15 protein-coding genes are annotated in these 20,058 nt (G+C 73.4%); 11 read left to right on the top strand and 4 right to left on the bottom strand.

What is annotated here, in order from left to right; translation table 11 throughout:
* Positions 1–28 precede the first annotated feature (28 nt).
* The 4 genes from BIV23_RS31930 (at position 29) to BIV23_RS31915 (ending at position 4,507) form a co-directional block, all read left to right on the top strand.
* Positions 29–910: a methyltransferase domain-containing protein gene (locus tag BIV23_RS31930; RefSeq protein WP_071384466.1), complete on the top strand. Its 882-nt coding sequence runs from the start codon at positions 29–31 to the stop codon at positions 908–910.
* A gap of 21 nt (positions 911–931) precedes the next feature.
* Entirely contained in the window at positions 932–2,428 is a 1,497-nt protein-coding gene (locus BIV23_RS31925; RefSeq protein ID WP_071384465.1) for an aminotransferase class III-fold pyridoxal phosphate-dependent enzyme, read from the top strand.
* A gap of 61 nt (positions 2,429–2,489) precedes the next feature.
* On the top strand, positions 2,490–3,860 hold the full coding sequence (locus BIV23_RS31920; protein WP_079173526.1) for a phytoene desaturase family protein: 1,371 nt from the start codon (positions 2,490–2,492) through the stop codon (positions 3,858–3,860).
* 53 nt (positions 3,861–3,913) lie between these two features.
* Complete coding sequence (locus BIV23_RS31915; protein ID WP_071384464.1) at positions 3,914–4,507, top strand: NADPH-dependent FMN reductase; 594 nt, start codon at positions 3,914–3,916, stop codon at positions 4,505–4,507.
* A gap of 201 nt (positions 4,508–4,708) precedes the next feature.
* Here the strand turns inward: BIV23_RS31915 and BIV23_RS31910 are convergent, their stop codons facing one another.
* Positions 4,709–5,092, bottom strand: coding sequence for a metal-sulfur cluster assembly factor (locus BIV23_RS31910; protein ID WP_177240110.1), 384 nt, complete (start codon positions 5,090–5,092; stop codon positions 4,709–4,711).
* On the bottom strand, positions 5,089–6,207 hold the full coding sequence (locus tag BIV23_RS31905) for an amidohydrolase family protein (RefSeq protein ID WP_071384462.1): 1,119 nt from the start codon (positions 6,205–6,207) through the stop codon (positions 5,089–5,091). Before BIV23_RS31905 ends, BIV23_RS31910 begins: the two co-directional genes overlap by 4 nt.
* A gap of 209 nt (positions 6,208–6,416) precedes the next feature.
* On the opposite strand from BIV23_RS31905, the gene BIV23_RS31900 reads away from it, so the two are divergent.
* From BIV23_RS31900 to BIV23_RS31890, 3 genes are all read left to right on the top strand, one after another.
* Positions 6,417–8,624, top strand: coding sequence for an MMPL family transporter (locus BIV23_RS31900; protein ID WP_071384461.1), 2,208 nt, complete (start codon positions 6,417–6,419; stop codon positions 8,622–8,624).
* A 232-nt stretch (positions 8,625–8,856) separates the two neighbouring features.
* Positions 8,857–9,492, top strand: a complete 636-nt coding sequence (locus BIV23_RS31895) for a TetR/AcrR family transcriptional regulator (RefSeq protein ID WP_071384460.1) — start codon at positions 8,857–8,859, stop codon at positions 9,490–9,492.
* A gap of 2 nt (positions 9,493–9,494) precedes the next feature.
* The gene (locus tag BIV23_RS31890) at positions 9,495–10,091 is read left to right on the top strand and encodes an SRPBCC domain-containing protein (protein WP_079173524.1); all 597 of its coding nucleotides are present in this window, start codon (positions 9,495–9,497) and stop codon (positions 10,089–10,091) included.
* A 321-nt stretch (positions 10,092–10,412) separates the two neighbouring features.
* Here the strand turns inward: BIV23_RS31890 and BIV23_RS31885 are convergent, their stop codons facing one another.
* Positions 10,413–11,633 (bottom strand): cytochrome P450, encoded by a 1,221-nt coding sequence (locus BIV23_RS31885; protein ID WP_071384459.1) that lies wholly within the window; start codon positions 11,631–11,633, stop codon positions 10,413–10,415.
* A gap of 111 nt (positions 11,634–11,744) precedes the next feature.
* Complete coding sequence (locus tag BIV23_RS31880) at positions 11,745–13,019, bottom strand: FAD-dependent oxidoreductase (RefSeq protein ID WP_071384458.1); 1,275 nt, start codon at positions 13,017–13,019, stop codon at positions 11,745–11,747.
* 187 nt (positions 13,020–13,206) lie between these two features.
* Here BIV23_RS31880 and BIV23_RS31875 point away from each other — a divergent pair, with 187 nt between their 5' ends.
* From BIV23_RS31875 to BIV23_RS31860, 4 genes are all read left to right on the top strand, one after another.
* Positions 13,207–13,905: a hemerythrin domain-containing protein gene (locus BIV23_RS31875; RefSeq protein WP_079173523.1), complete on the top strand. Its 699-nt coding sequence runs from the start codon at positions 13,207–13,209 to the stop codon at positions 13,903–13,905.
* Positions 13,906–14,344: 439 nt separating this feature from the next.
* Entirely contained in the window at positions 14,345–16,267 is a 1,923-nt protein-coding gene (locus BIV23_RS31870) for an HAD-IIIC family phosphatase (protein ID WP_071384457.1), read from the top strand.
* A 205-nt stretch (positions 16,268–16,472) separates the two neighbouring features.
* A complete protein-coding gene (locus tag BIV23_RS31865; RefSeq protein ID WP_071384456.1) occupies positions 16,473–18,257 on the top strand; it encodes a fatty acyl-AMP ligase in 1,785 nt (594 codons plus the stop codon).
* A gap of 1 nt (position 18,258) precedes the next feature.
* Positions 18,259–20,055 (top strand): acyl-CoA dehydrogenase family protein, encoded by a 1,797-nt coding sequence (locus BIV23_RS31860; protein ID WP_071384455.1) that lies wholly within the window; start codon positions 18,259–18,261, stop codon positions 20,053–20,055.
* The last annotated feature ends 3 nt before the right edge of the window (positions 20,056–20,058 follow it).

Genomic DNA, 20,058 nt, shown 5'->3' with positions numbered 1-20,058 from the left:
CTCACGCATTCCGATGGGAAACCCCGCCATGACGACGAGTGCACTCACGCCGCGCTGGTCCACCCCGGACCTGCACGCGGCGGTCAAGGACCACTACGACGGGCTGATCGACCTCTACGAGGATCTCTGGGGCGAGCACATCCACCACGGCTACTGGGCCGAGGGCGAGCCCGACCCGGGCCGGCACGCCGCCCAGGTCCGCCTGGTCGAGGAACTCATCGCCTTCGGGCCGGTCCCCGAGGGCGCCCGTGTCCTCGACGCCGGCTGCGGCATCGGCGCCTCCGCCGTCCACCTCGCCGAGCACCTCGGCTGCACCGTGGACGGCATCACCCTCAGCGCCGAGCAGGTCACCCGCGCGGGCGCCAAGGCCGCCGCCGCGAACGTCGCCGACCGCACCGTCTTCCGGCTGGTCGACGCCCTGCACACCGACTACCCGGACGACACCTTCGACGTGGTGTGGGCGTTGGAGAGCTGCGAGATCATGCCGGACAAGACGGCGTTCCTCGCCGAGTGCCGGCGCGTCCTCAAGCCCGGCGGCATCCTGCTCGTGGCCACCTGGTGCGCCCGCGACGACCGGCTCGCCCCGAACGAGGACCGGCTGCTGCAGCGCATCTACCGCGACTTCGTCATCTCCCACGTGCTGCCCCTTGACCACTACGCCGCCCTCGCCGCAGAACTCGGCCTGACCGACGTCCGCACGGCCGACTGGTCACCGCGCGTGTGGGACACCTGGAAGCTGTCCACCGACATCGTCAAGCCGGTCGTGCGCGACCCGTCCGTCATCTGGAAGCTGGTCCGCGCCAAGGGCATGGACATCTTCCGCTTCCTCAACTCCGTCCCGCTCATGAAGCAGGCGTACGAGCGCGGGGTCATGCGCTACGGCGTGCTGCGCGCGACCAAGCCGAACTGACCTTCCTCCCTGGAGCCCGTCATGACGACCTCTGCCGCTCCCGCGGCGTCCGTCGAGTCCCTGGTCGCCGAACTGCTCACCCAGCAGTGGCTGATCGACCTGTTCGCCGAGCTGGCGGAGCGCCAGAAGGGCTCGGCCGCCGCCACCGAGCGGCTGCGCGCCCGGGACGCCGCCACCCACGTCTTCTGGCCGTTCCACGCCCCCCAGTTCCCGCTGATGGTGACCGAGGCGCACGGCAGCCGCATCGTCGACGTCGACGGCAACACCTACACCGACTGCCACCTCGGCTTCGGCGCGCAGGCGCTGCACGGGCACAGCCCCGAGCCGGTGGTGGACTTCGTGCGCGAGCAGCTCGCCACCACGACCGGCAACGGCTACTGCACCCCGATCGAGGCACAACTCGTCGACCTACTGGGCGAGTTCGTGCCGCACGTGGAGAAGTTCGCGTTCCTCAACTCCGGCACCGACGCCACCGCAGCGGCGATCCGGCTCGCCCGCGCGCACACCGGACGGCGCATGGTCGCCAAGTTCGAGGGGGCGCTGCACGGCGTGCACGACCTCGGCATGCACAACACCGCCTTCTGGTACCACGGCCACCCCACCCACCCCTTCCCGGGCCACGCGCCCGACGGCGGCATCGAACGGCAGTCCGCGCTGACCGGCGTGCCGGTCGCCGACCCGCGCGACCTGCTGGTGCTGCCGAACGACGCCGACCGGGCCGTCGAACTGATCGAACGGCACCGGGGCGAGCTGGCCTGCGTACTGACCGAGGCGGCGTCCTCCTCCTTCCCGTTCGTGGAGCACACCGTCCCGCTGCTGAAGACGGTCTCGGAGCGGTGCCGCGCGCTGCGGGTCCCGTTCGTGCTGGACGAGGTGCTCACCGGCTTCCGCTACGGACCCGGCGGCGCGGCGCAGTACTTCGGCCTGGAGGCCGACCTGTACTGCTACGGCAAGGTGATCAGCGGCCTCGGTATCCCGCTGTCCGCCGTCGGCGGGAAGGCGGCCATCCTCGACCACACCCAGACCTCCGGGCTGCCGCTGACCGACATCGGCCACAAGACCTGTGTGCAGACCACCCACGCCGGCAACCACCTGGCGCTCGCCGCGTCGTACGCCAGCCTGCGCCTGCTCCACGAGCGCCGCGACACCTACTACACCGAGACCCGTGCCAAGGTCGCCGGCATCCAGCGGCGCCTCGCCGGATTTCGCGGCGAGACCGGCATCCCGCTGCGCCTGGTCGGCTTCGGCGACTTCATCGGCTCGTTCGGGTTCCTCGTCCAGGAGAGCTACGACGACTACCGCACCTTCGCCGCCTCGGTGAACCCGATCGCCTTCTTCCTGCTGACGCTGATGCTGCGCCGCCGCGGCTTCTACACCCTCAGTCTGCCCATGCTCTTCACCGGCGGCGCCCACAGCACGGACGACCTGGACGCCCTGGTCGACGCGGTGACGGACGCGGCCCGCGAACTCGGGCGGCACGGCTTCCCGTTCCTGCTGCCGGGGGCCGAGGGGGCATGAGGACCGTGGGACGGACCGCAGACGCGGGCCGCCGGGGACCGGTGGGCGGGGCAGGCACCCGATGAGCGCCCAGAGCGCCGTACCCGGCCCGGGACACGGGACGACCGGCGACGGTGCTCCGCCGGGACGCGCACACCTGCCGGGCGGCCGGGAGGGCGGTGCGCGCGCACGCGCCGAGGAGTGGGCCGACGTCGTGGTGGTCGGGGGCGGGCTGACCGGGCTCGCCGCCGCCGTGCGGGTGGCCCGCGGCGCGGCCGGTCGGCGGGTGCTGCTGCTGGAGGCCGCCGGTGAACTCGGCGGCCGGGCCCGGACCACGGAACAGGACGGATACCGGCTGGGGCTCGGACCGCGGGCGCTGTATCGGACCGCCCGGGCACAGCTGCGGGCGCTCGGTGTCGCGGTGCCCGGCCGGGCGCCCCGGCTCGGCGGAGCACTGGCGCTGTGCGACGGCGCCCTGCACCCCGGCTACGCCGCGCCCGGTCCGCTGCTGCGCACCGGCCTGCTCGCGCCCCGTGAACGCCTCGCCGTGGCACGCCTGCTGGGCCTGGCCCGGCCGCACCCCGGCCTCGCCGGCCTCGACGTCGAGGCCTGGCTCGGCGAGCGGCTGCCCACCGCACGCGCCCGGCAGGCCGCCTTCGCCGTGCTGCGTCTGAGCACCTACACCGGCAGCCCAGCCATGATCGGCGCGGACGCGCTGGCGGCGCACTTCGCCGAGGTGCGGCGCGGGGTGACGTACGTCGACGGCGGCTGGCGCACCCTGGTGGACGCGCTGCGCGCCCGCGCCCGGTCCGCCGGCGTGCGGGTGCGCGCCGCCGCCCGGGTCACCGCCGTCGAGGCGGGGGAGCGGCCCCGGGTCGTCATCGCCGACGGCGGGGCCGTACGGGCGCGTGCGGTGATCCTGGCCGGGCCGGCCCGGCGCACGGCCTGGCAGCTCCTGGACCTCGACGACGCGCAGCCGGACCCCGCCGGACGCCCGCTGCGCACCGCCTGCCTCGACGTTGCCCTCAGCCGGCTGCCCGCCCCGGACCGATCCCTCGTCTACGGCGTCGACGAGCCCCTGTACCTCTCGGTGTTCTCCCGCACCGCCCGCCTCGCCCCGCCCGGCGGCGCGGTCCTGCACCTCGCCCGCTACGACGACGGTGCCGGCCTCGGCCCGGACGAGGTCCGCAAACGGCTGTACGGCCTGCTCGACCTCTGCCAGCCCGGCTGGCGCGACGCCCTGGTCCACGAGCGCTTCCTGCCGCGCATCACGACCATGACGGCCGTACCCCAGGCCCGGCACGGCGGTCTGCGGGGGCGACCCGGTCCCGAGGTCCCCGGCCGCCCCGGCGTGTACGTCGCAGGCGACTGGGTGGGCCCGCGCGGCCTGCTCGCCGACGCCTGCCTGCTGAGCGCGGCGCAGGCAGCCGAGCGGGCGCTGGCCCGGCTGTGAAGTCCCGTGGCTCGTAAGCGAGTTGACGAGAGATGAGAGATTACGGAGTTGTCATGCGTCCGATCCGCATCGCCGCCCTCGGCGGCTCGCTGCGCACCGGCTCGGTCTCCGCGGCGGCCCTGCGGTACTGCGCCTCCCGGGCCGCCGGTGCGGGGGCCGAGGTCACCCTGCTCACCGGCGCCGACCTGGTGCTGCCGCTCTACGACCCGGAGGCGCACGTGCCGTCGGCGGCACAGCTGCGGCTGCTGGCCGCGCTGCGTGACGCGGACGGCGTGCTGCTGGCCAGCCCGACCTACCACGGAGGCATGTCCGGCCTGCTGAAGAACGCCCTCGACCACACGGAGGGGCTGGCCCGCGACCGCCGTCGCTACCTCGACGGCCGCTCCGTCGGCTGCCTGGCCGTCGCCTGGAACGAGGTCGCCGGAGCCTCGGCCCTCACCGCGCTGCGCGCCTCGGCGCAGGCGCTGCGCGGCTGGGCGGTCCCGATGGGCGTCGTCGTCCCCGCCGCCACCGTCTTCCCGGCCCCCGACGTCTGCGCCGACCCGCGCACCACCCGCCGTCTCGACATCCTCACCGACCAGGTCCTCGACTTCGCCGCACTGCGCCGGCGCGCGGCGACGGAACCGCCGGTGGCCGCCGCCCTCTGAAGCGTGCCGCAGCTCCGGCCGGCTGCCGGCGCGTATGCGAAGTCCCCCGGAGCCGCGCCGCCGTACGGGCGCTCCGGGGGACTTCGCATACGCGCGGACCGGGCATCCCGTCCCCATCTCTCCCTCGCGGGGTGCCCGGCAGGCCCGCCTGCGCTTGTCAGGCGCGGTCGGTTTCCTGCGTCCTGATCCGCCGGACAGGCCCTAGCGGGGGCCCGAGGTGACCGCGGCGAGCGGAAGGGTGCGGCGGTCGTCCGCGCGGGCCGCCGCCAGCAGAGCCCGGCCCCTTTCGGTCATCAGGCCCTCGTGCCACAGGGTGGTGCCGTCCAGCTCGACCCGTACCTGCTCGATGCCCGGCACCGCCGCGACCCGCTGCTCCACCGACTGCATGATGACCGGTACGGCCATGCAGAACGGCGCGGTCAGGCTGACGCGAACCGTCGCGCGACCGTCGGCACCGACCGTCACGTCCCGCACCAGGCCCAGGTCGACCAGGCTCATCGGCCGCTGCCAGGACTGGCTGCAGGGGTCGTACACCTCCTCCAGCGCCGCCCGCACCCGCTCGACGGGTGAGATCCCGGCACTCACGACGCGGCCCCGGCCGCCGCCCACAGCTCCGGCTGGGTCTCGCGCCAGTACGACCACATCGGCCGGTTCCCGCCGTGCTGCGCGCGGGCGCGGGCGAACTCGTCGTCTCGTACCCGCTGCGCGGCGGCCGCGAGGTCGATACCGGCGATGCGGGCGTAGTTGCCGGCGAGGAAGGCGGCCCGCTGCTCGCGGGTGATCTGCTCCAGGCCGTACCGCTCCAGGGTCCGGTCCGGGAAGGAAAGCCGGGCCATCTTCTCCAGCACCGGCTGCGGGTGGAAGTGCAGCGCCCCGGAGGCGTAGATGATCTTCTCGGCGCCGCCGAGGGAGATCAGCTGGGCGAGGGCCTCCTCGACGTAGCCCATGCCGTGGGCGAGGATCGCGGAGGTGATCTCGAGGTTGGCGTAGACGTTGGGCAGCCGCATCAGTGCCATGGCGACCTCCTCCACGAACGGAGGCAGTCCGGCGTGCACGATCTCGAAGGACAGGTCGATGTGCCGGATGGCGACGGTCTCCAGGTCGTCGATGCCGAACGGACCGAGCGGTACGAGGCCGTTGGGGACGATCTTGTGCAACGCGACGATCTTTATGCCGAGTTCCTTGGCGAGCTCGAACAGAGGGGTGAACTCCGGGTCGTCCAGGCGCCAGCTCAGGTCCGGGGAACCGGCGTTGGGGTACATCTTGATGCCGATGGTGCCCGGCACCCGCGCCACCTGCTCACGCAGGTCCTTCAGACAGGCCTCGACGCCGAGCGCGGGGTTGATGCCGGCGTAGGGCACGATGCGCTGCGGCCACTTCTCGGCCAGTACGCGGTTCTTCTCGCCGTTGCACAGCCCGTCCTCGAACACGGCGTCGATGCGCAGCCGGTGGTTGACCGCCATGTCGACGTCGGACTCCGTGAACAGGGTCCAGGCGAGCAGCTCCGGCGGCCAGTCGGTGCAGAATGCCTCGCGCGGGATGCCGGAGCCCTCGGTCGCGAACCTCTCGTGCATCCCCCAGAGCATCTCGCGCAGCGCGAAGGCGTGCAGGTTCGGGAACTCCCCGTCCTTGCGCAGATTGCCGTCCGCCACGTTGTACGGGTGAACGGTGGCGTCAATCACGAACATGTTGTCGATCAACTGGATCTCCCGTCACAGCGATGACCGGCCGCGCACACGGACCGGCGCGGACACGAGCGACTGTGCGCCGCCCGCCTTCAGGAGGGCTAAAGCGCCGGATGCCACCAATGGGCTCGGCCGGACCGGCCGCACGCGGGTAACGCGCCGCGCTTCAGCGGGACTAAAGGGCTCGCCGCCACACTCGCCGAACCGACGGAAGGTGACCATCCATGTTCTCTGCCCTGGGCTCCGTACTGCACGCGCGGCGGCGCGCCAGCCTGTTACTGGCTGTCCTCGCCGCCGTTCTGGCCGCCCTGTTCGGCGGCACCGTGGAAAGCAAGCTCACCAACGGCCTGTCCGACTACGACGATCCCGGGGGCCGGAACGTCGTCGCCCGGCGGATCATCCAGCAGGCCACGGGTGTCGACGCCCAGCAGGGCTACGCGATCCTGGTCCGCACCGACGCCCCGATCGACCCCAGGGCCCCGCTCCCGGCCCCGGTCGCCGCCGCCGTCGGTCTGCTGCGCGCCCGCCCCGAGGTCAAACAGGTCGTCGACTACGCCTCGGCGGCGAACCCGGCGCTCGTCTCCACGGACTCCCGCAGCACGGTCGTGCTCGGCTCGGTCGTCCCGATGAGGGAGCAGGCGACCGTCGACGCGGAGAAGGCCCTCCAGAAGGCCATCGCCGCCAGCCCCGAGCTGCGCGGCCGGACCTGGCTCGGCGGCGCCACCCCGGGCCATGTGCAGGTCGCCCGGGTGTCCAACGAAGACCTCGCGAAGGCCGAGAGCCTGGCGCTGCCGTTCATCCTCGTCCTGCTCTTCCTGGTGTTCCGGGGCGTGGTGGCGGCGCTGGTGCCGGTGGCCGGCGCCCTCGTCACCCTGCTGCTCGCCCTGGCCGGACTGCGGCTGGCCACGATGTTCATGAACGTGTCCACCGGCGCCCTCAATCTCGCCTTCGCCCTCGGACTCGGCCTCGCGGTCGACTTCGGCCTGCTCATCGTCTCCCGCTACCGCGAGGAGCTGGCGGCCCACGGCCCCGGCGCCGAGGCGGTGCGGCGGACGGTGGCGAGCGCCGGCCGCACGGTCTTCTTCAGTTCCATGACCGTGGCCGCCGCGCTCGCCTCGATCACCGTCTTCCCGCAGCCCTACGTCCGCTCGATGGGCCTCGCGGGCGTCATCACGGTCGTCTCGGCGGCCCTGTTCGCCCTGCTCGGACTGCCCGCGCTGCTGGCCGTGCTGGGCCGCCGGGTCAACGCCCTGGCTCCGCGCCGCTGGCAGCGCGACACCACGGCCCGGGACGCGGCGGGCGACCGCTGGCACCGGATCGCGTCCGGCGTGATGCGCCGCCCGGTGGTGGTCGCGGTGGCCGCGACCGCGGTCCTGCTGGTGGTCGCCGCGCCGGTCGTGGGCCTGAAGTTCACCGGCGCCGACGCCTCCACCCTTCCGGCCGGCACCAGCGCAGGCAAGGTGTCCCGTGCCCTCGACCGCGACTTCGCCAAGCCGCCCGCCGACCCGCTCCAGATCGTGCTCGACACCCCGGCCGACGGTCCTGACCTGGCCGCCTACGCGGGGCGGATCGGGCAGGTACGCGGCGTCGAGTCGGTCGGCGCGCCGTTCCGGCTCGACGGCCGGCACTGGGAGGTCGACGCCGTGCTGCACGGTGCCCCGCTCGGGGCCCGGGCCAAGAGCGCCGCCGCCGCGGTGCAGGACATCAACGCTCCCGTGCCTGCCCGCTACACCGGGACGACCGCGGACTTCCTCGCCCAGCGGCACTCCATCGGTGCGAAGGTGCCGCTGGCCGCGGCCGTGCTCGCCGTGGTCACCCTGCTGCTGCTGTTCGCCTTCTCCGGCTCGGTCGTGCTGCCGTTCAAGGCCCTGCTGATGAACACGCTGTCCACGGGGGCGGCGCTCGGCTTCCTGGTCTGGGTGTTCCAGCACGGCAACCTGGGCTTCACCACCCAGAACGGCATCGAGACCACCACCCCGGTGCTCGTCTTCGCCCTCGCCTTCGGCCTGTCCACCGACTACAACGTCTTCCTGCTCGGCCGCATCAAGGAGGGCCGTCAGGCGGGCCTCGACGACCGGCGTGCGGTGGCCGAGGGGCTGGCCCGCACCGGCCCCATCGTCACCTCCGCGGCGGCCCTGTTCTGCCTCGCCGTGGGTGCCCTGGCCCTGTCCCGGCTGGTGTTCGTGCAGGAGCTCGGCCTCGGCACCGCCTTCGCCGTCCTGATCGACGCGACGCTGGTACGGGCCCTGCTGGTGCCCTCGCTCATGGCGCTGCTCGGCGCGGCCAACTGGTGGGCGCCCGGACCGCTGCGCCGGCTGCACACGAGACTGCGCCTGGACCGGATGGAGCCCCCCGGGCCCGCCCCGGCCGCCGGGGGCACGGTACCCGGCGGCGACGAGCGGCAGCAGCGGGCCGTGGTCAGCCCGACCTGACCGGCCGGCCGCGGCGACGACGGCCCGGGCTCCGCGCGACAGCGGGGTCCGGGCCGTCGCTCATGCCATGCCCCTGTCATGTCTCTGCCGTATCCCTTTCCCGCGCACGTGCCGCGTCCGTAGGTTCTCGCGTCAGGAACCAGCCATTTACGCTACGGCCGTTGCGTAAATAAGGAGGGCGCTTCTACGCTGAATAACGAAACGAACGTAGCGAAAAGGAGAGGGGCCTCCCGTGACAGCTCCCGCCGCACGCCGCGGACGACCGCGCAGCGAGGACGCCGACGAGCGCATCCTCCAGGCGGCGCACGAGCTGCTCCTGCAGCGCGGATACGACCGCTTCGCCATGGACGAGGCCGCGGTCCGCGCCGGGGTGGCCAAGACCACGCTCTACCGGCGCTGGCCCACCAAGGACCATCTGCTGGTCGCCCTGGTCGCCAAGATCCAGGACGAGGTGCCGGTGGCCGACACCGGTGACGTCAGACGGGACCTGGTCGTCTACCTGACGGCCGTCGCCGGCGGCCTGAACCGGATGCGCCGGGTCGGCCGCACCGCCGGTGACGACCCCTCGGCCGGCGTCGTCGCGGAACTCGTCGCGGCCGCCGCCCGCCATCCCGACGTCGGAGAGGCCGTCCGGGCGTTGTTCGCCCGGCGTAACACCCTGCCGCTGGCGCTGCTCGACCGCGCCCGCGAACGCGGCGAGCTGCGCGCCGACAGCTCGTCCGCGGTGCTCTTCGACCAGCTTGCCGGAGCGCTGTACTACCGGCTCCTGGTCACCGGCGAGCCGATCGGCCCGGCCTACGTCGCCGAGCTGGTCGACCAGGTGCTGGCCGGGGCCGGCACCGCCACCCCCAACCCGGAGAGGACCTGACCATGTCTGTCGCCTGGACCGCGAGCCCGCGGTCGGCACCGGGCCCCACGGCCCGGCCGCCGCGTCGGCGCCGCCGGCTGTTACTGCTGTCGCTGTCCGGCCTCGTGGCCTCGCTCGGCTGCTACACCTGGTGGACCCACACCCACCCCGTGCTGCTCACCGCCTCCGTGGAGATCAACGCCGCGCCGGAGCGGGTCTGGGCGGTGCTCACCGATTTCGGCGCCTATCCGCAGTGGAACCCGTTCGTCACCCGCGCCGAGATCACCTCCACCGACGGCCGGCTGCGGCCCGGGGCGACGATGCGCAACCGTATGGAACAGGACGGCAAGGCCTCCACCTTCACCCCCGAGGTCCTCGTCGCCCGGCCCGGCCGCGAGCTGCGCTGGCTCGGCAGGGTCGGCCCCGGCTGGCTCGTCGACGCCGAACACCGCTTCGTCATCGAGCGCACCGGTCCCGGCACGGTGCGGCTCACCCAGAGCGAGAGCTTCACCGGCACCCTCGTCCCGTTCGTCGAGAAGGGCCTCGAGCACGGCACACTGCCTCAGTTCCAGGCGATGAACGAGGCGTTGAAGCAGCGGGTGACGGCACAGACCCGTTGACAGCACCACCCGGCCGGGGCTCGGTGGTGCGTCGGCCGGGGCGCCCGCGGGGCGTCGACCCGGTGTGGGTCGCGGTTCGGCCGCGGAGCGCGAGCGGCGCGGCAGGGCGGGCGTCGGCGGGACGGCGTACCGGTCGGGAGACACGGCCCGCCCCCGCACGGCCTCGCCTCCGGGCCGGTCAGGGTGCCGGATCCGGGCCGGCCGGTGTGGGGCTGGTGCCGGAGGGGTGCGGAGGGGTGTCGGAGGCGAGGGGGCCCCGGCGCGCGGTGCGCCGGGGCCCGGTCGGTCGTGCGTATCAACTCAGCTGTCGCGCAAATCCGTTCACCAGGCCACCGGAAGGGAGGCGATCCCGTGCACCAGCATCCCCTCGGGCCGGCGCAGTTCCTCCTCCGGCACCGCGAGGCGCAGGGTCGGGAAGCGCCGGATCAGGGAGGCGACGGCGATCTGCAGCTCGGCGCGGGCCAGCCCCGAGCCGAGGCAGTAGTGGGTGCCGTGGCTGAAGGCGAAGTGCGCGTTGACCGGCCGGTCGAAGTCGATCACGTCGGGGTCGTCGAACTGACGCCGGTCCCGGTTCGCCGAGCTGAGGCTCGGCAGCACCGCACTGCCCTTCGGAATCGTCACGCCGCCCAGCTCCACGTCCTCCAGCGTGATGCGCAGCAGCGCCTCGTTGCCCGGCGGGTGCAGCCGCAGCAGTTCCTCGACCGCGCCTGCGACCAGGTCCGGATCCTTGCGCAGCCGTTCGAGCTGCTCGGGGTGGGTGAGCAGGGCGACCACGCTGTTGGCGATCTGGTTGACGGTGGTCTCGTGCCCGGCGACCAGCAGGCTGATGCCGAGGAAGATCAGCTCCTCCTCACGCAGCCGGTCGTCGTCCTCGTCGTGGATGGACACCAGCGCGGACAGCAGGTCGTCGCCCGGCCGCTCGCGCTTGGCGGCCACCAGCGAGGCGAGGTAGTCGCGCAGGGCCAGCTGCGCGCCCAGCATCTCCTCCTTGGTCACGGAGGTGGTGGCCAGGAACACCCGCGACCAGGCCGCGAAGTCCTCACGGTCCGCGAACGGCACTCCGAGCAGCTCACAGATGACCGTCACCGGCACCTGGAACGCGAACGTCGGCACCAGGTCCACCGGGGGCCCGGCGGCGGCCATCGCGTCCAGCAGCGCGTCGGTGTGTTCCTGGATCCGCGGCCGCAGCGCGTTCACCCGCCGGGCGGTGAACTCGCGGGAGACCAGTTTGCGCACCCGGGTGTGCTCGGGCGGGTCCATGTTGAGCAGGCTCTTGAAGTTCTGCGGCGCCGCCGCCAGCCGGGGCGCCCCCGGCTCCAGGGTCGCGGCCCGGCTGAACCGGGCGTCGGACAGCACGGTGCGCACGTCCTCGTAGCGGGTCACGAGATAGGCGTGGTCGCCGCTCGGCATCCGGACCTCGGCGACCGGGTCCGTCTCGCGCAGATGGGCGTACATCGGGCACTGCGCGAGGCCGGGCGGCTGCTCGAACGGGTAGGGGAGCACCTCGCCGGCGGCGCGGGGCGCTTCGGGGCTCAGGGGCATCGGGTCGTCCTGTTCTGCGTGAGAGGGCGGAAAGACGTGAGCGGGTGGACGGAGGGGTGCAGGCGGGAAGAAGTGGGCAGGGGGCGGGGGAGGAGCCGCGCGGCGTCGGGTTCAGGCGGCCTCGGCACCGGCACCGGCGCGCGTCGCGGGCACCGGAGCCACGGCGAACGGCCGGATCCGGTGCTCCTGCTGCAAGGGGTAGTAGATGCCGGACAGCATCCGGCGCTTGACCGGGCCGCTCGCGTCCACCAGCCGGTACACCGCGCGGCGCAGCAGCACCGGGAGCGGGCCGGACAGGGCGAACGCCCGCTCCTGGCGCAGCTGGAGGGCGCGCGCCCGGGCCACCGAGGCGTCCCGCTCCTGCTGGAAGTGCAGTGTCGCCCGGCCCACGGCGGCGGCGGTGTCCCGCTCGCGCAGCGCCGGCGCCACCAGCCGGGCCAGCACCGCGGCATCGGTGATCGCGTGGTTCACGCCCTGGCCCAGTACCGGCGTCAGGGTGTGCGCGGCGTCGCCGACCAGCACCAGCCCGGGCCGCGACCAGTGCGGTACGACGGTGGTGAAGATGTCCAGCATCGAGGTGTGCGACCACGCGGTGACCGCGGTGCGCACCTGGTCGGAGATCTCCGGCGCGAGTTCGTCCATGCGGGCGTGCAGAGCGCCGATGCCCTGGGCGCGCAGCTCCTTCAGCCCGCCCTTGGGGATGTTGAAGCCGACCCGGACCAGGTCCGGCACCGTCGGAATGAACAGACCGTGCCGGGCACCCACGATGCGGACCCGGTAGGTGTGGCCGTCCCACACCTTGGGCCGGGGCACCTTGAACCACACGAAGTCCCGTTCCAGCGGCTGCTTCCGGTACGTCAGCCCGGACATCTCCCGGATCTTGCTGAACCGCCCGTCGGCGCCCACGGTCAGCGCGGCCGCCACCTCGAACTCACCGTCGGGCCCCTTGCAGCGCACCCCGGTCACCCGGGTGCCCTCGGTGCGCAGCGCCGTCGCGGTGGTGCGGCGCAGCAGCCGGAACTCCGGCAATGTGCCGCCCTGCGCGGCCAGCGCTTCGAGCAGCGGTGGCTGTGGCAGTTCCAACGGGAACGGACAGGGCTGCCGGTACTGCGAGAAGTCGGCCCTGAGCACCGTACGGCCCTGGTCGCTGATCTCCAGTCTGCGGGTCTCCAGGGTCTGGTCACGCAGACCCTGGAGGACGCCCATGCGCTCCAGCAGCCACACCGAGTCGGGCGAGATGGACTCACCGCGGAAGGACCGGTCGAAGCGGGAGCTCTGCTCCACGACCACGACGGAGACGGACCTCCGGGCCAGTTCCAGGGCGAGGGTGAGTCCCGCGGGCCCCCCTCCCACCACACAGACCTGCGCTTGTACAGCCGCTGCCATCGCGCTGCCTCTCCACGGAAGTGATGGTCGCGCCGAGCGTCGGCGGCCCGCCTAAAGGGCCGCTTGTGGTGTGCGGCGCCACCTGCGGCACCGGCCGGCGGTCGGCCGGCGCAGCACAAGAGCCGCTTAAGGGCGGCCGGACAGGATCCGGTCGCAACAACCGATCACGAAGGCCAGGGTGAGACGGATGTCGGCCAGGAACGGGCGGGAAGCACTGCCGGACACCGGTGAGATGGTGGTGGTGCACCGGCTCTTCACACAGGAGTACCGCGCTTCGGTGGCGCTGGTGCGCGGCGTCGCCGCCGGGGACACCGCGCGCAGTGCCGTCGTCGCGGACCATCTCGGCGCGCTCGGCATCATGCTGACGGAGCATCATCTCGCCGAGGACGAGCTGGTCTGGCCGCGGCTGAAGGACGACCCGGCGATCGAGCCCGCGCTCACCGTACGCATGGAGGAGCAGCACGAGCGGATCGCCGACGCCCTCGACCGGGTTCGGCAGGTGCTGCCCGCCTGGCGCACCGGCGCCGACCCCGCGCTGCGGAACCGGCTCGCCGACGCGCTCGACGGGCTGCTGCCCGCCCTCGACGCCCATCTCGGCGACGAGGAGAAGCACATCCTCCCGCTCGTGCCCGGCCGCTTCACCGCCGAGGAGTGGGCGGTGCTCAGCGAACGCGGCCGGGCCGCGGTACCCAAGGCCCACCGCCTGTACATGCTCGGCGCCCTCGGCGAGGCCGCCGGCCCCGACCGGTACGCCGAGTTCCTCGGCCGCCTGCCGGGACCGGTGCGCCTGCTGTACCGCGCCGCCGGCCGGCGCCTGCGCCGGCGCACCCGGGCCCGCCTGGACGGAACCGCGAAGGGCAGCCCGAGGACGGCGGCACCGGCGTGAGCCACCACACCCGGCCCACCCGGCCGCACACCGCACCCGCCCGGCTCACGCTCCGGCCGCGTGCCGCGTCCGTCGGACGGGCAGCGGCTGTGCGGCCGTGTACCGCGGCCGTGCGGTTCGTGCGCCGGTGCGGTCGGCCTGCGTTCCGGTCGTCCGGTCGTGTGCCGGTGTGTGCAGGCTGCGTTCCGGTCGTCCGGCTCCCCACCGGGCCGTACGACGTGCGTTCCGGCCGCCGGGTCCGGCATCCGGGGTGTGCGGCCGCGCACCCCGGCCCCGCGTCCCCGCACGCCGTCCGTCCCGGCACGCGGGCCGTCCCCGTACGTCGGTTGTCCCGGCACGTGGCTCGTCCCCGCACGTCGTCCCGACCCGCACCCCGACCGTCCCCGCCCGCGAACCTCCGCCCCCACCCCCGCCGTCACCGACTAGTGAGGAAGAGGCCGTGACCGCACCCGTAACGACCAGGCCCGGGCCGGCCGACCGGGCCGAGGCGCTGGACCGGATCCGCGAGCTGCACCGCAGCGGGCGGCTGGCCGCCGAGTTCCCCGCGGTGCCCGGACTGCTGGCGTCGCTCGCGCACGGGCCCACCGCGTCCGCCGACCTGACCCGCGTCGGCCGGCTGCTGGCCCGTGTCGACGCCGCCGAGATCCACGCCCGGCACCCCGACGCCGTACCGCTGACCGTCACGGTCTCCGGGCACGGCACCCTCGACGCGCTCACCGGTCCGCTCACCGCCGAACTCGCCCGCCACGGCGTCCCGTTGCACGCGATCACCGGCGATCACGACTCCTGGCTGCGCGACCTGCGGGACACCGCCGGGCCGCTGTACGCCACGGACACCGACCTGTCCCTCGTGGTGCTCGACGCCCAGGTCCTCTTCGACGAACTTCCCCTGCCCTGGCGGGTGTCGGACGTGACCGACGCGCTGACCGCCAAACTCTCGCTCCTCGAGCGGCTCGCCGCGCGTTACGTCCGCGAGGGCTCCGGCACCCTGGTCCTCAACACCCTGCCCCTGCTCGGCACCCACCTGCGCCACCTCGTCGACCACCGTTCGCGCACCGAACTGTCCATCGCCTGGCGTGAGTTCAACACCGGACTGCTGCGCCTCGCACTCACCCACCCGCGACTGCACGTCGTCGACCTCGAACCGCTGGTCGCCGAGTCCGGACCGGTCCGCGACAGCAGGCTCGCCCTCTACACCAAGGAACACCTCGGCGCCGAACTGCTCGGCCACTACGCCCGCGAGGTCGCCCACCTGGCCCGCGCGATGCGCGGCCGGACGAAGAAGGTGCTCGTCGTCGACCTCGATCACACCCTGTGGGACGGCGTCCTCGGCGACGACGGCCCCGACGGCATCGAGATGGCCGGCAGCTACCGCGGCGAGGCGTTCGCCGCCTTCCAGAAGACCGTCAGGCAACTCGGTTCCCAGGGCGTCCTGCTCGCCGTGTGCAGCAAGAACGACCAGGAGCCGGTGGAGCGGGTGATCGCCGGTCATCCCGACATGGTCCTGCGGCCCGACGACTTCGTCGCCGTCACCGCCAACTGGCACCCCAAGGACGGCAATCTGCGCTCCCTCGCCGACCGGCTCAACCTCGGCGTGGACAGCTTCGTCTTCGCCGACGACTCACCCTTCGAGTGCGGCCTGGTCGCCGCCTCGATCCCCGAGGTCGCGGTGGTACGCCTCGACGAGGAGCCCGCGCTGCACATCGACAGGCTGCTCGCCGACGGCTGGTTCGACACCCGCGAGCTGACCGAGGCCGACCGGGCACGTGCGGGCCAGTACCGGGCGGACGCCGGGCGGCGGGAACTGCTGGACGGCGCCGCCACCATGGAGGAGTACCTGCGGGCACTGGGCGTGCACGTCACCGTCGCCCCGGCCACCGAGGCGGACGTGCCGCGGCTCTCCCAGATCACCCTGCGCACCAACCAGTTCAACCTGACCACCCGGCGCCTGCAACCCGCCGACGTGCACGCCCTGCTCGACTCGCCGCACCACCTCGTCCTGGCGATCCGCTCCCGGGACCGGTTCGGCGACAACGGGCTGGTCGGCGCGGTGTTCGCGGAGCGCGCCGGTGACGCGCTGCGCATCGACAACGTGCTGCTCAGCTGCCGGGTCTTCGCCCGCGGCATCGAACAGGCCGCACTCGGCGCACTGCTGGCCCACGCTCGGGACACCGGCGCCCGCGCCGTCCTCGCCGCGTACCGCCCGACCGCCAAGAACCACAAGGTGCGCGACCTTTGCCCGTCCCTGGGCTTCGAGACCGCCGGCACGTCCGAGGACGGCGCCCTGGACTTCCGCCACCCGCTGACCGAGCTGCCGGCGATTCCGCCGCATGTGACGCTCCAGGCCCGCTTCATCTCGTAGCCGCAGCCACGGCGCCCCCGACTCCTGCCGTCCGCCCTTCCCCCGAGGCGGACGGCAGGCCCATGTCCGGGGCCGGCCGGCCCGGCCGGTCACGCCCGCGACCAGCGCAAGCGAGGCCTTAGCGGGGCGAACCAGGATCGAGACCGTCCCAACCGCCGACGCCGGCGCCACCGCCTGCGGAATCCCGAGAGGTCAGGCAAAGACGTTGACAAGCTTCCGAACCTTCACGGAACTGGTCCTGGAACGCACGGCCGAGCTCGGTTCCGAGGACGCGTTCCTCTTCCTGCCCGACGACGCGGGCGGCGCGGTCCCCGAGCACCTGACGTACGCCGGGCTCGACCAGGACGCCCGCCGTATCGCCTCCTGGCTGCAGGCGAACGGCGCCGGCGGCGGCCAGGTCCTGCTGCTGTACCCCTCCGGCACCGGCTTCATCAAGGCCTTCACCGGCTGCCTGTACGCCGGTTCGGTCGCCGTGCCCGCCCCGCTGCCCACCGAACAGGGCCAGCACTTCAGCCGCGTCACCGGCATCCTCAAGGACGCCGAGGTGCGCGCGGTGCTCACCGACGCGGCCAACGAGCCGGAGATCACCGCCTGGCTGGCGGCCGAGGGCCTCACCGAGGTGCGCTGCCTGGCCACCGACGGCACCGCCTACGGCGACCCGGCCGCCTACACGGTGCCGGACCTCGGGCCCGAGCACCTGGCCTTCCTGCAGTACACCTCCGGCTCGACCAGCGAGCCCAAGGGGGTGATGGTCTCCCACCGCAACCTGCTGGCCAACGAGGCCGCCATCCAGCACGCGGCCGGCACCAGCGCGCGCTCCCGGTTCGGCGGCTGGCTGCCCTTCTACCACGACATGGGCCTCATCGGGCACATCCTGCACCCCCTCTACGTCGGCGCCTCGGCCGTGCTGCTGTCCCCGGTGTCCTTCCTGCGGCGCCCGCAGCGCTGGCTGAAGGTGTTCAGCGACCACGGCGCCAACATCGGCGGCGGCCCCAACTTCGCCTACGACTTGTGCGTGCGCCGCATCACCGACGAGCAGCTGGCCGAACTGGACCTGTCCGGCTGGGAGTGCGCCGGCAACGGCGCCGAACCGGTGCGCGCCGAGACCCTCAAGGCGTTCGCCGCCCGCTTCGCCCCGGCCGGATTCCGCCCCGAGGCCTTCTTCCCCTGCTACGGCATGGCCGAGACGACACTCCTGGTTTCCGGCACGCCCAAGGACCGCCGGCCCGCCCAGCGCACCGTCGACCCGGCGGCCCTGGAACAGGGCGTCTTCGCCGACCCGCACGACGGCGGACCCGCCCGCACCCTCGTCAGCAGCGGCGTCGTCCGGGACTTCACCGTGAAGATCGTCGACCCGGACACCCGGCAGGAGCGTCCCGAGGGCGCCGTCGGCGAGATCTGGGCCAAGGGCGACAGCGTCGCCGCCGGGTACTGGAACCGGCCGCTGACCACCACGGAGATCTTCGACGCGAAGATCGCCGACGGCCGGGGCGGCGAGGACGCGGGCGGTTGGCTGCGCACCGGTGACCTGGGCGTGCTGGAAAACGGCGAACTGTACGTCACGGGCCGGCTCAAGGAGCTGATCATCTTCTCCGGTCGCAACCTCTACCCGCAGGACATCGAGCGGGCTGTGCAGGGCACCGACAAGGCGCTCGGCATCGGCGCGGGCGCGGTGTTCACCGTGGAGACCGACCGGGAGCACCTGGTCGTCGTGCAGGAGGTGCGGCTGAGCGCGGTCGGCACCGACCTGCGCAGCCTTGCCACCGGCATCCAGCGCTACCTCGGCCAGGAACTGCAGATCCCTGCGGGCAACGTGGTCCTGGTGCGGCCCGGTACCATCCGCAAGACCACCAGCGGCAAGATCCAGCGCACCCTCATGCGCGAGCTGTTCCTGAAGGGCGCGCTCACCCCGCTCTTCGAGGTGCTCGAACCGCCGGTGCGGCAGACCGTCGCCGACGCCACCGCAACCTCCCTGGCCGCGGCGGTCTGACATGACGGAGCTGACCTACGAACTCGCCGGGGAGCTGGACCGGTTCCTCGGCGATCCCGGCGAGCGCGGCGGCTGGTTCACCCATGCCGGCAGCATCGAGCTGGACGAGCGGGAGGAGTTCCCGGCCGGCATCTGCCGGCGCCTGGACGACTGGGGACTGCCCGCCCACTACGTGCCCGCCGAGCACGGCGGCCGGCTCACCGACTACGAGCAGCTGCTGCACCTCATGCGCGTCGTCGCCCGCCGCGACCTGACCGTGGCGATCGGACACGGCAAGACCTACCTGGGCGGTGTGTGCGTCTGGGTGGCGGGCACTCCCGAGCAGGCCGCCCGGCTCGGTGCCGACATCCGGGCCGGTGTGCCCGTCTCGCTGGGGCTGACCGAGCGGGCACACGGCAGCGACCTGCTCGCCGGTGAACTGCGCGGCACCGCCGACGGCGACGGCTGGCGGATCGACGGCGAGAAGTGGCTCATCAACAACGCCACCCGGGGCAGCCTGCTGTCCCTGCTCACCCGCACCGGCCCGGACGGCGGGCCGCGCGGCTTCAGCGTGCTGCTCGTCGACAAGCGCGAACTCGACAAGCAGACCGCCGGCGGCCCGGGCGCCGTCTACCGGCACCTGCCGAAGGTGCGCACCCACGGCATCCGCGGCGCCGACATCTCCGGCATCACCTTCACCGGCGCACACGTCGGCCGCTCCGCGCTGGTCGGCGCCGAGGGCTACGGGCTGGAGATCGTGCTGAAGGCCCTTCAGCTCACCCGCACCATGTGCGCGGCGTTGTCCCTCGGCGCCGCCGACCACGGGCTCGCCCTCGCCCTGGACTTCGCCGTCGAACGCGAGCTGTACGGCCGTCGGCTGATCGACCTGCCGCAGGCCCGGCACCAGCTCGCCACCGCCGCGGCCGACGTCCTGCTGCACGAGGCGCTCGCCACTGTGGCCGCGCGCCTGGTGCACACCCAGACGGACGAACTGAGCGTGACGGCCGCCGTCACCAAGTACCTGCTGCCCACCGGCACCGAGGACGTCCTCGGTGGACTCACCCGGCTGCTGGGCGCCCGCGCCTTCCTCAAGGGCGTGCACGCCGACGGCCGGTTCCAGAAGGTCGAGCGCGACCACCGCATCGTCGGCCTCTTCGACGGCAACACGCTGGTCAACCTCAACTCGCTGGTCAACCAGTTCCGTTCACTGGTGCGCGGCCGTGAGCGCGGCACGGGCGACCTGGCCGGCGCCCGCGCCGCCTACGACCTGTCCGCACCGCTGCCGGCCCTGGACCCGGCCCGGCTGTCCCTGGTGGCGCGGCGCGGCAGCGGCGTCCTGGCCGGACTCGACGACTCGGTCGAGCGGCTGCGCGCCCTGGCCCGGGAACGGCCCGCGCTCGTGCCGGCCGCCGAGGCCGCGGAGCGGATCGCCGCCGTCACTGCCGGCGTGCACACCGAGATGGAGCACTGGCAGGGCGTCGTGAGCGACGTACCGCCCGCCGCCTTCGCCACCGCCCGCCGCTACACCCTGTGCCACGCCGCGGCCGTCTGCCTCGGCCTGTGGACGCACAGCGCCCCGCTGTTCGCCGGCACCGGCACCGAGCCGCTGTGGCGGGACGGGCTGTGGCTGCGCGCCGCCCTCGACCGGCTGCTGACCCGTCTGGGCGAGCCGGACACCGGGGACGCGCAGGCAGCCGCGGCACTGCTCGACCACCTGGTCGCCGCCCGGCACTCCGGCGCGCTCTTCTCGCTGCATCCGTACCGGTTGCCGGGAGCGCCGGCCCGTGCGGCGGCCGACGCGACAACTGCGAGGAACTGAGAG

Origin of the sequence: Streptomyces monashensis (assembly GCF_001866665.1) — a bacterium.
GTDB classification, from domain to species: domain Bacteria; phylum Actinomycetota; class Actinomycetes; order Streptomycetales; family Streptomycetaceae; genus Streptomyces; species Streptomyces monashensis.
This window is presented reverse-complemented; position numbering and strand designations above follow the sequence as displayed.

What these genes read in the sequence shown, in the direction of transcription:
- BIV23_RS31930 (WP_071384466.1), top strand. Translation starts at nt 29, where the DNA reads ATGACGACGAGTGCACTCACGCCGCGCTGGTCCACCCCGGACCTGCAC.
- BIV23_RS31925 (WP_071384465.1), top strand. Translation starts at nt 932, where the DNA reads ATGACGACCTCTGCCGCTCCCGCGGCGTCCGTCGAGTCCCTGGTCGCC.
- BIV23_RS31920 (WP_079173526.1), top strand. Translation starts at nt 2,490, where the DNA reads ATGAGCGCCCAGAGCGCCGTACCCGGCCCGGGACACGGGACGACCGGC.
- BIV23_RS31915 (WP_071384464.1), top strand. Translation starts at nt 3,914, where the DNA reads ATGCGTCCGATCCGCATCGCCGCCCTCGGCGGCTCGCTGCGCACCGGC.
- BIV23_RS31900 (WP_071384461.1), top strand. Translation starts at nt 6,417, where the DNA reads ATGTTCTCTGCCCTGGGCTCCGTACTGCACGCGCGGCGGCGCGCCAGC.
- BIV23_RS31890 (WP_079173524.1), top strand. Translation starts at nt 9,495, where the DNA reads ATGTCTGTCGCCTGGACCGCGAGCCCGCGGTCGGCACCGGGCCCCACG.
- BIV23_RS31885 (WP_071384459.1), bottom strand. Translation starts at nt 11,633, where the DNA reads ATGCCCCTGAGCCCCGAAGCGCCCCGCGCCGCCGGCGAGGTGCTCCCC.
- BIV23_RS31880 (WP_071384458.1), bottom strand. Translation starts at nt 13,019, where the DNA reads ATGGCAGCGGCTGTACAAGCGCAGGTCTGTGTGGTGGGAGGGGGGCCC.
- BIV23_RS31875 (WP_079173523.1), top strand. Translation starts at nt 13,207, where the DNA reads ATGTCGGCCAGGAACGGGCGGGAAGCACTGCCGGACACCGGTGAGATG.
- BIV23_RS31860 (WP_071384455.1), top strand. Translation starts at nt 18,259, where the DNA reads ATGACGGAGCTGACCTACGAACTCGCCGGGGAGCTGGACCGGTTCCTC.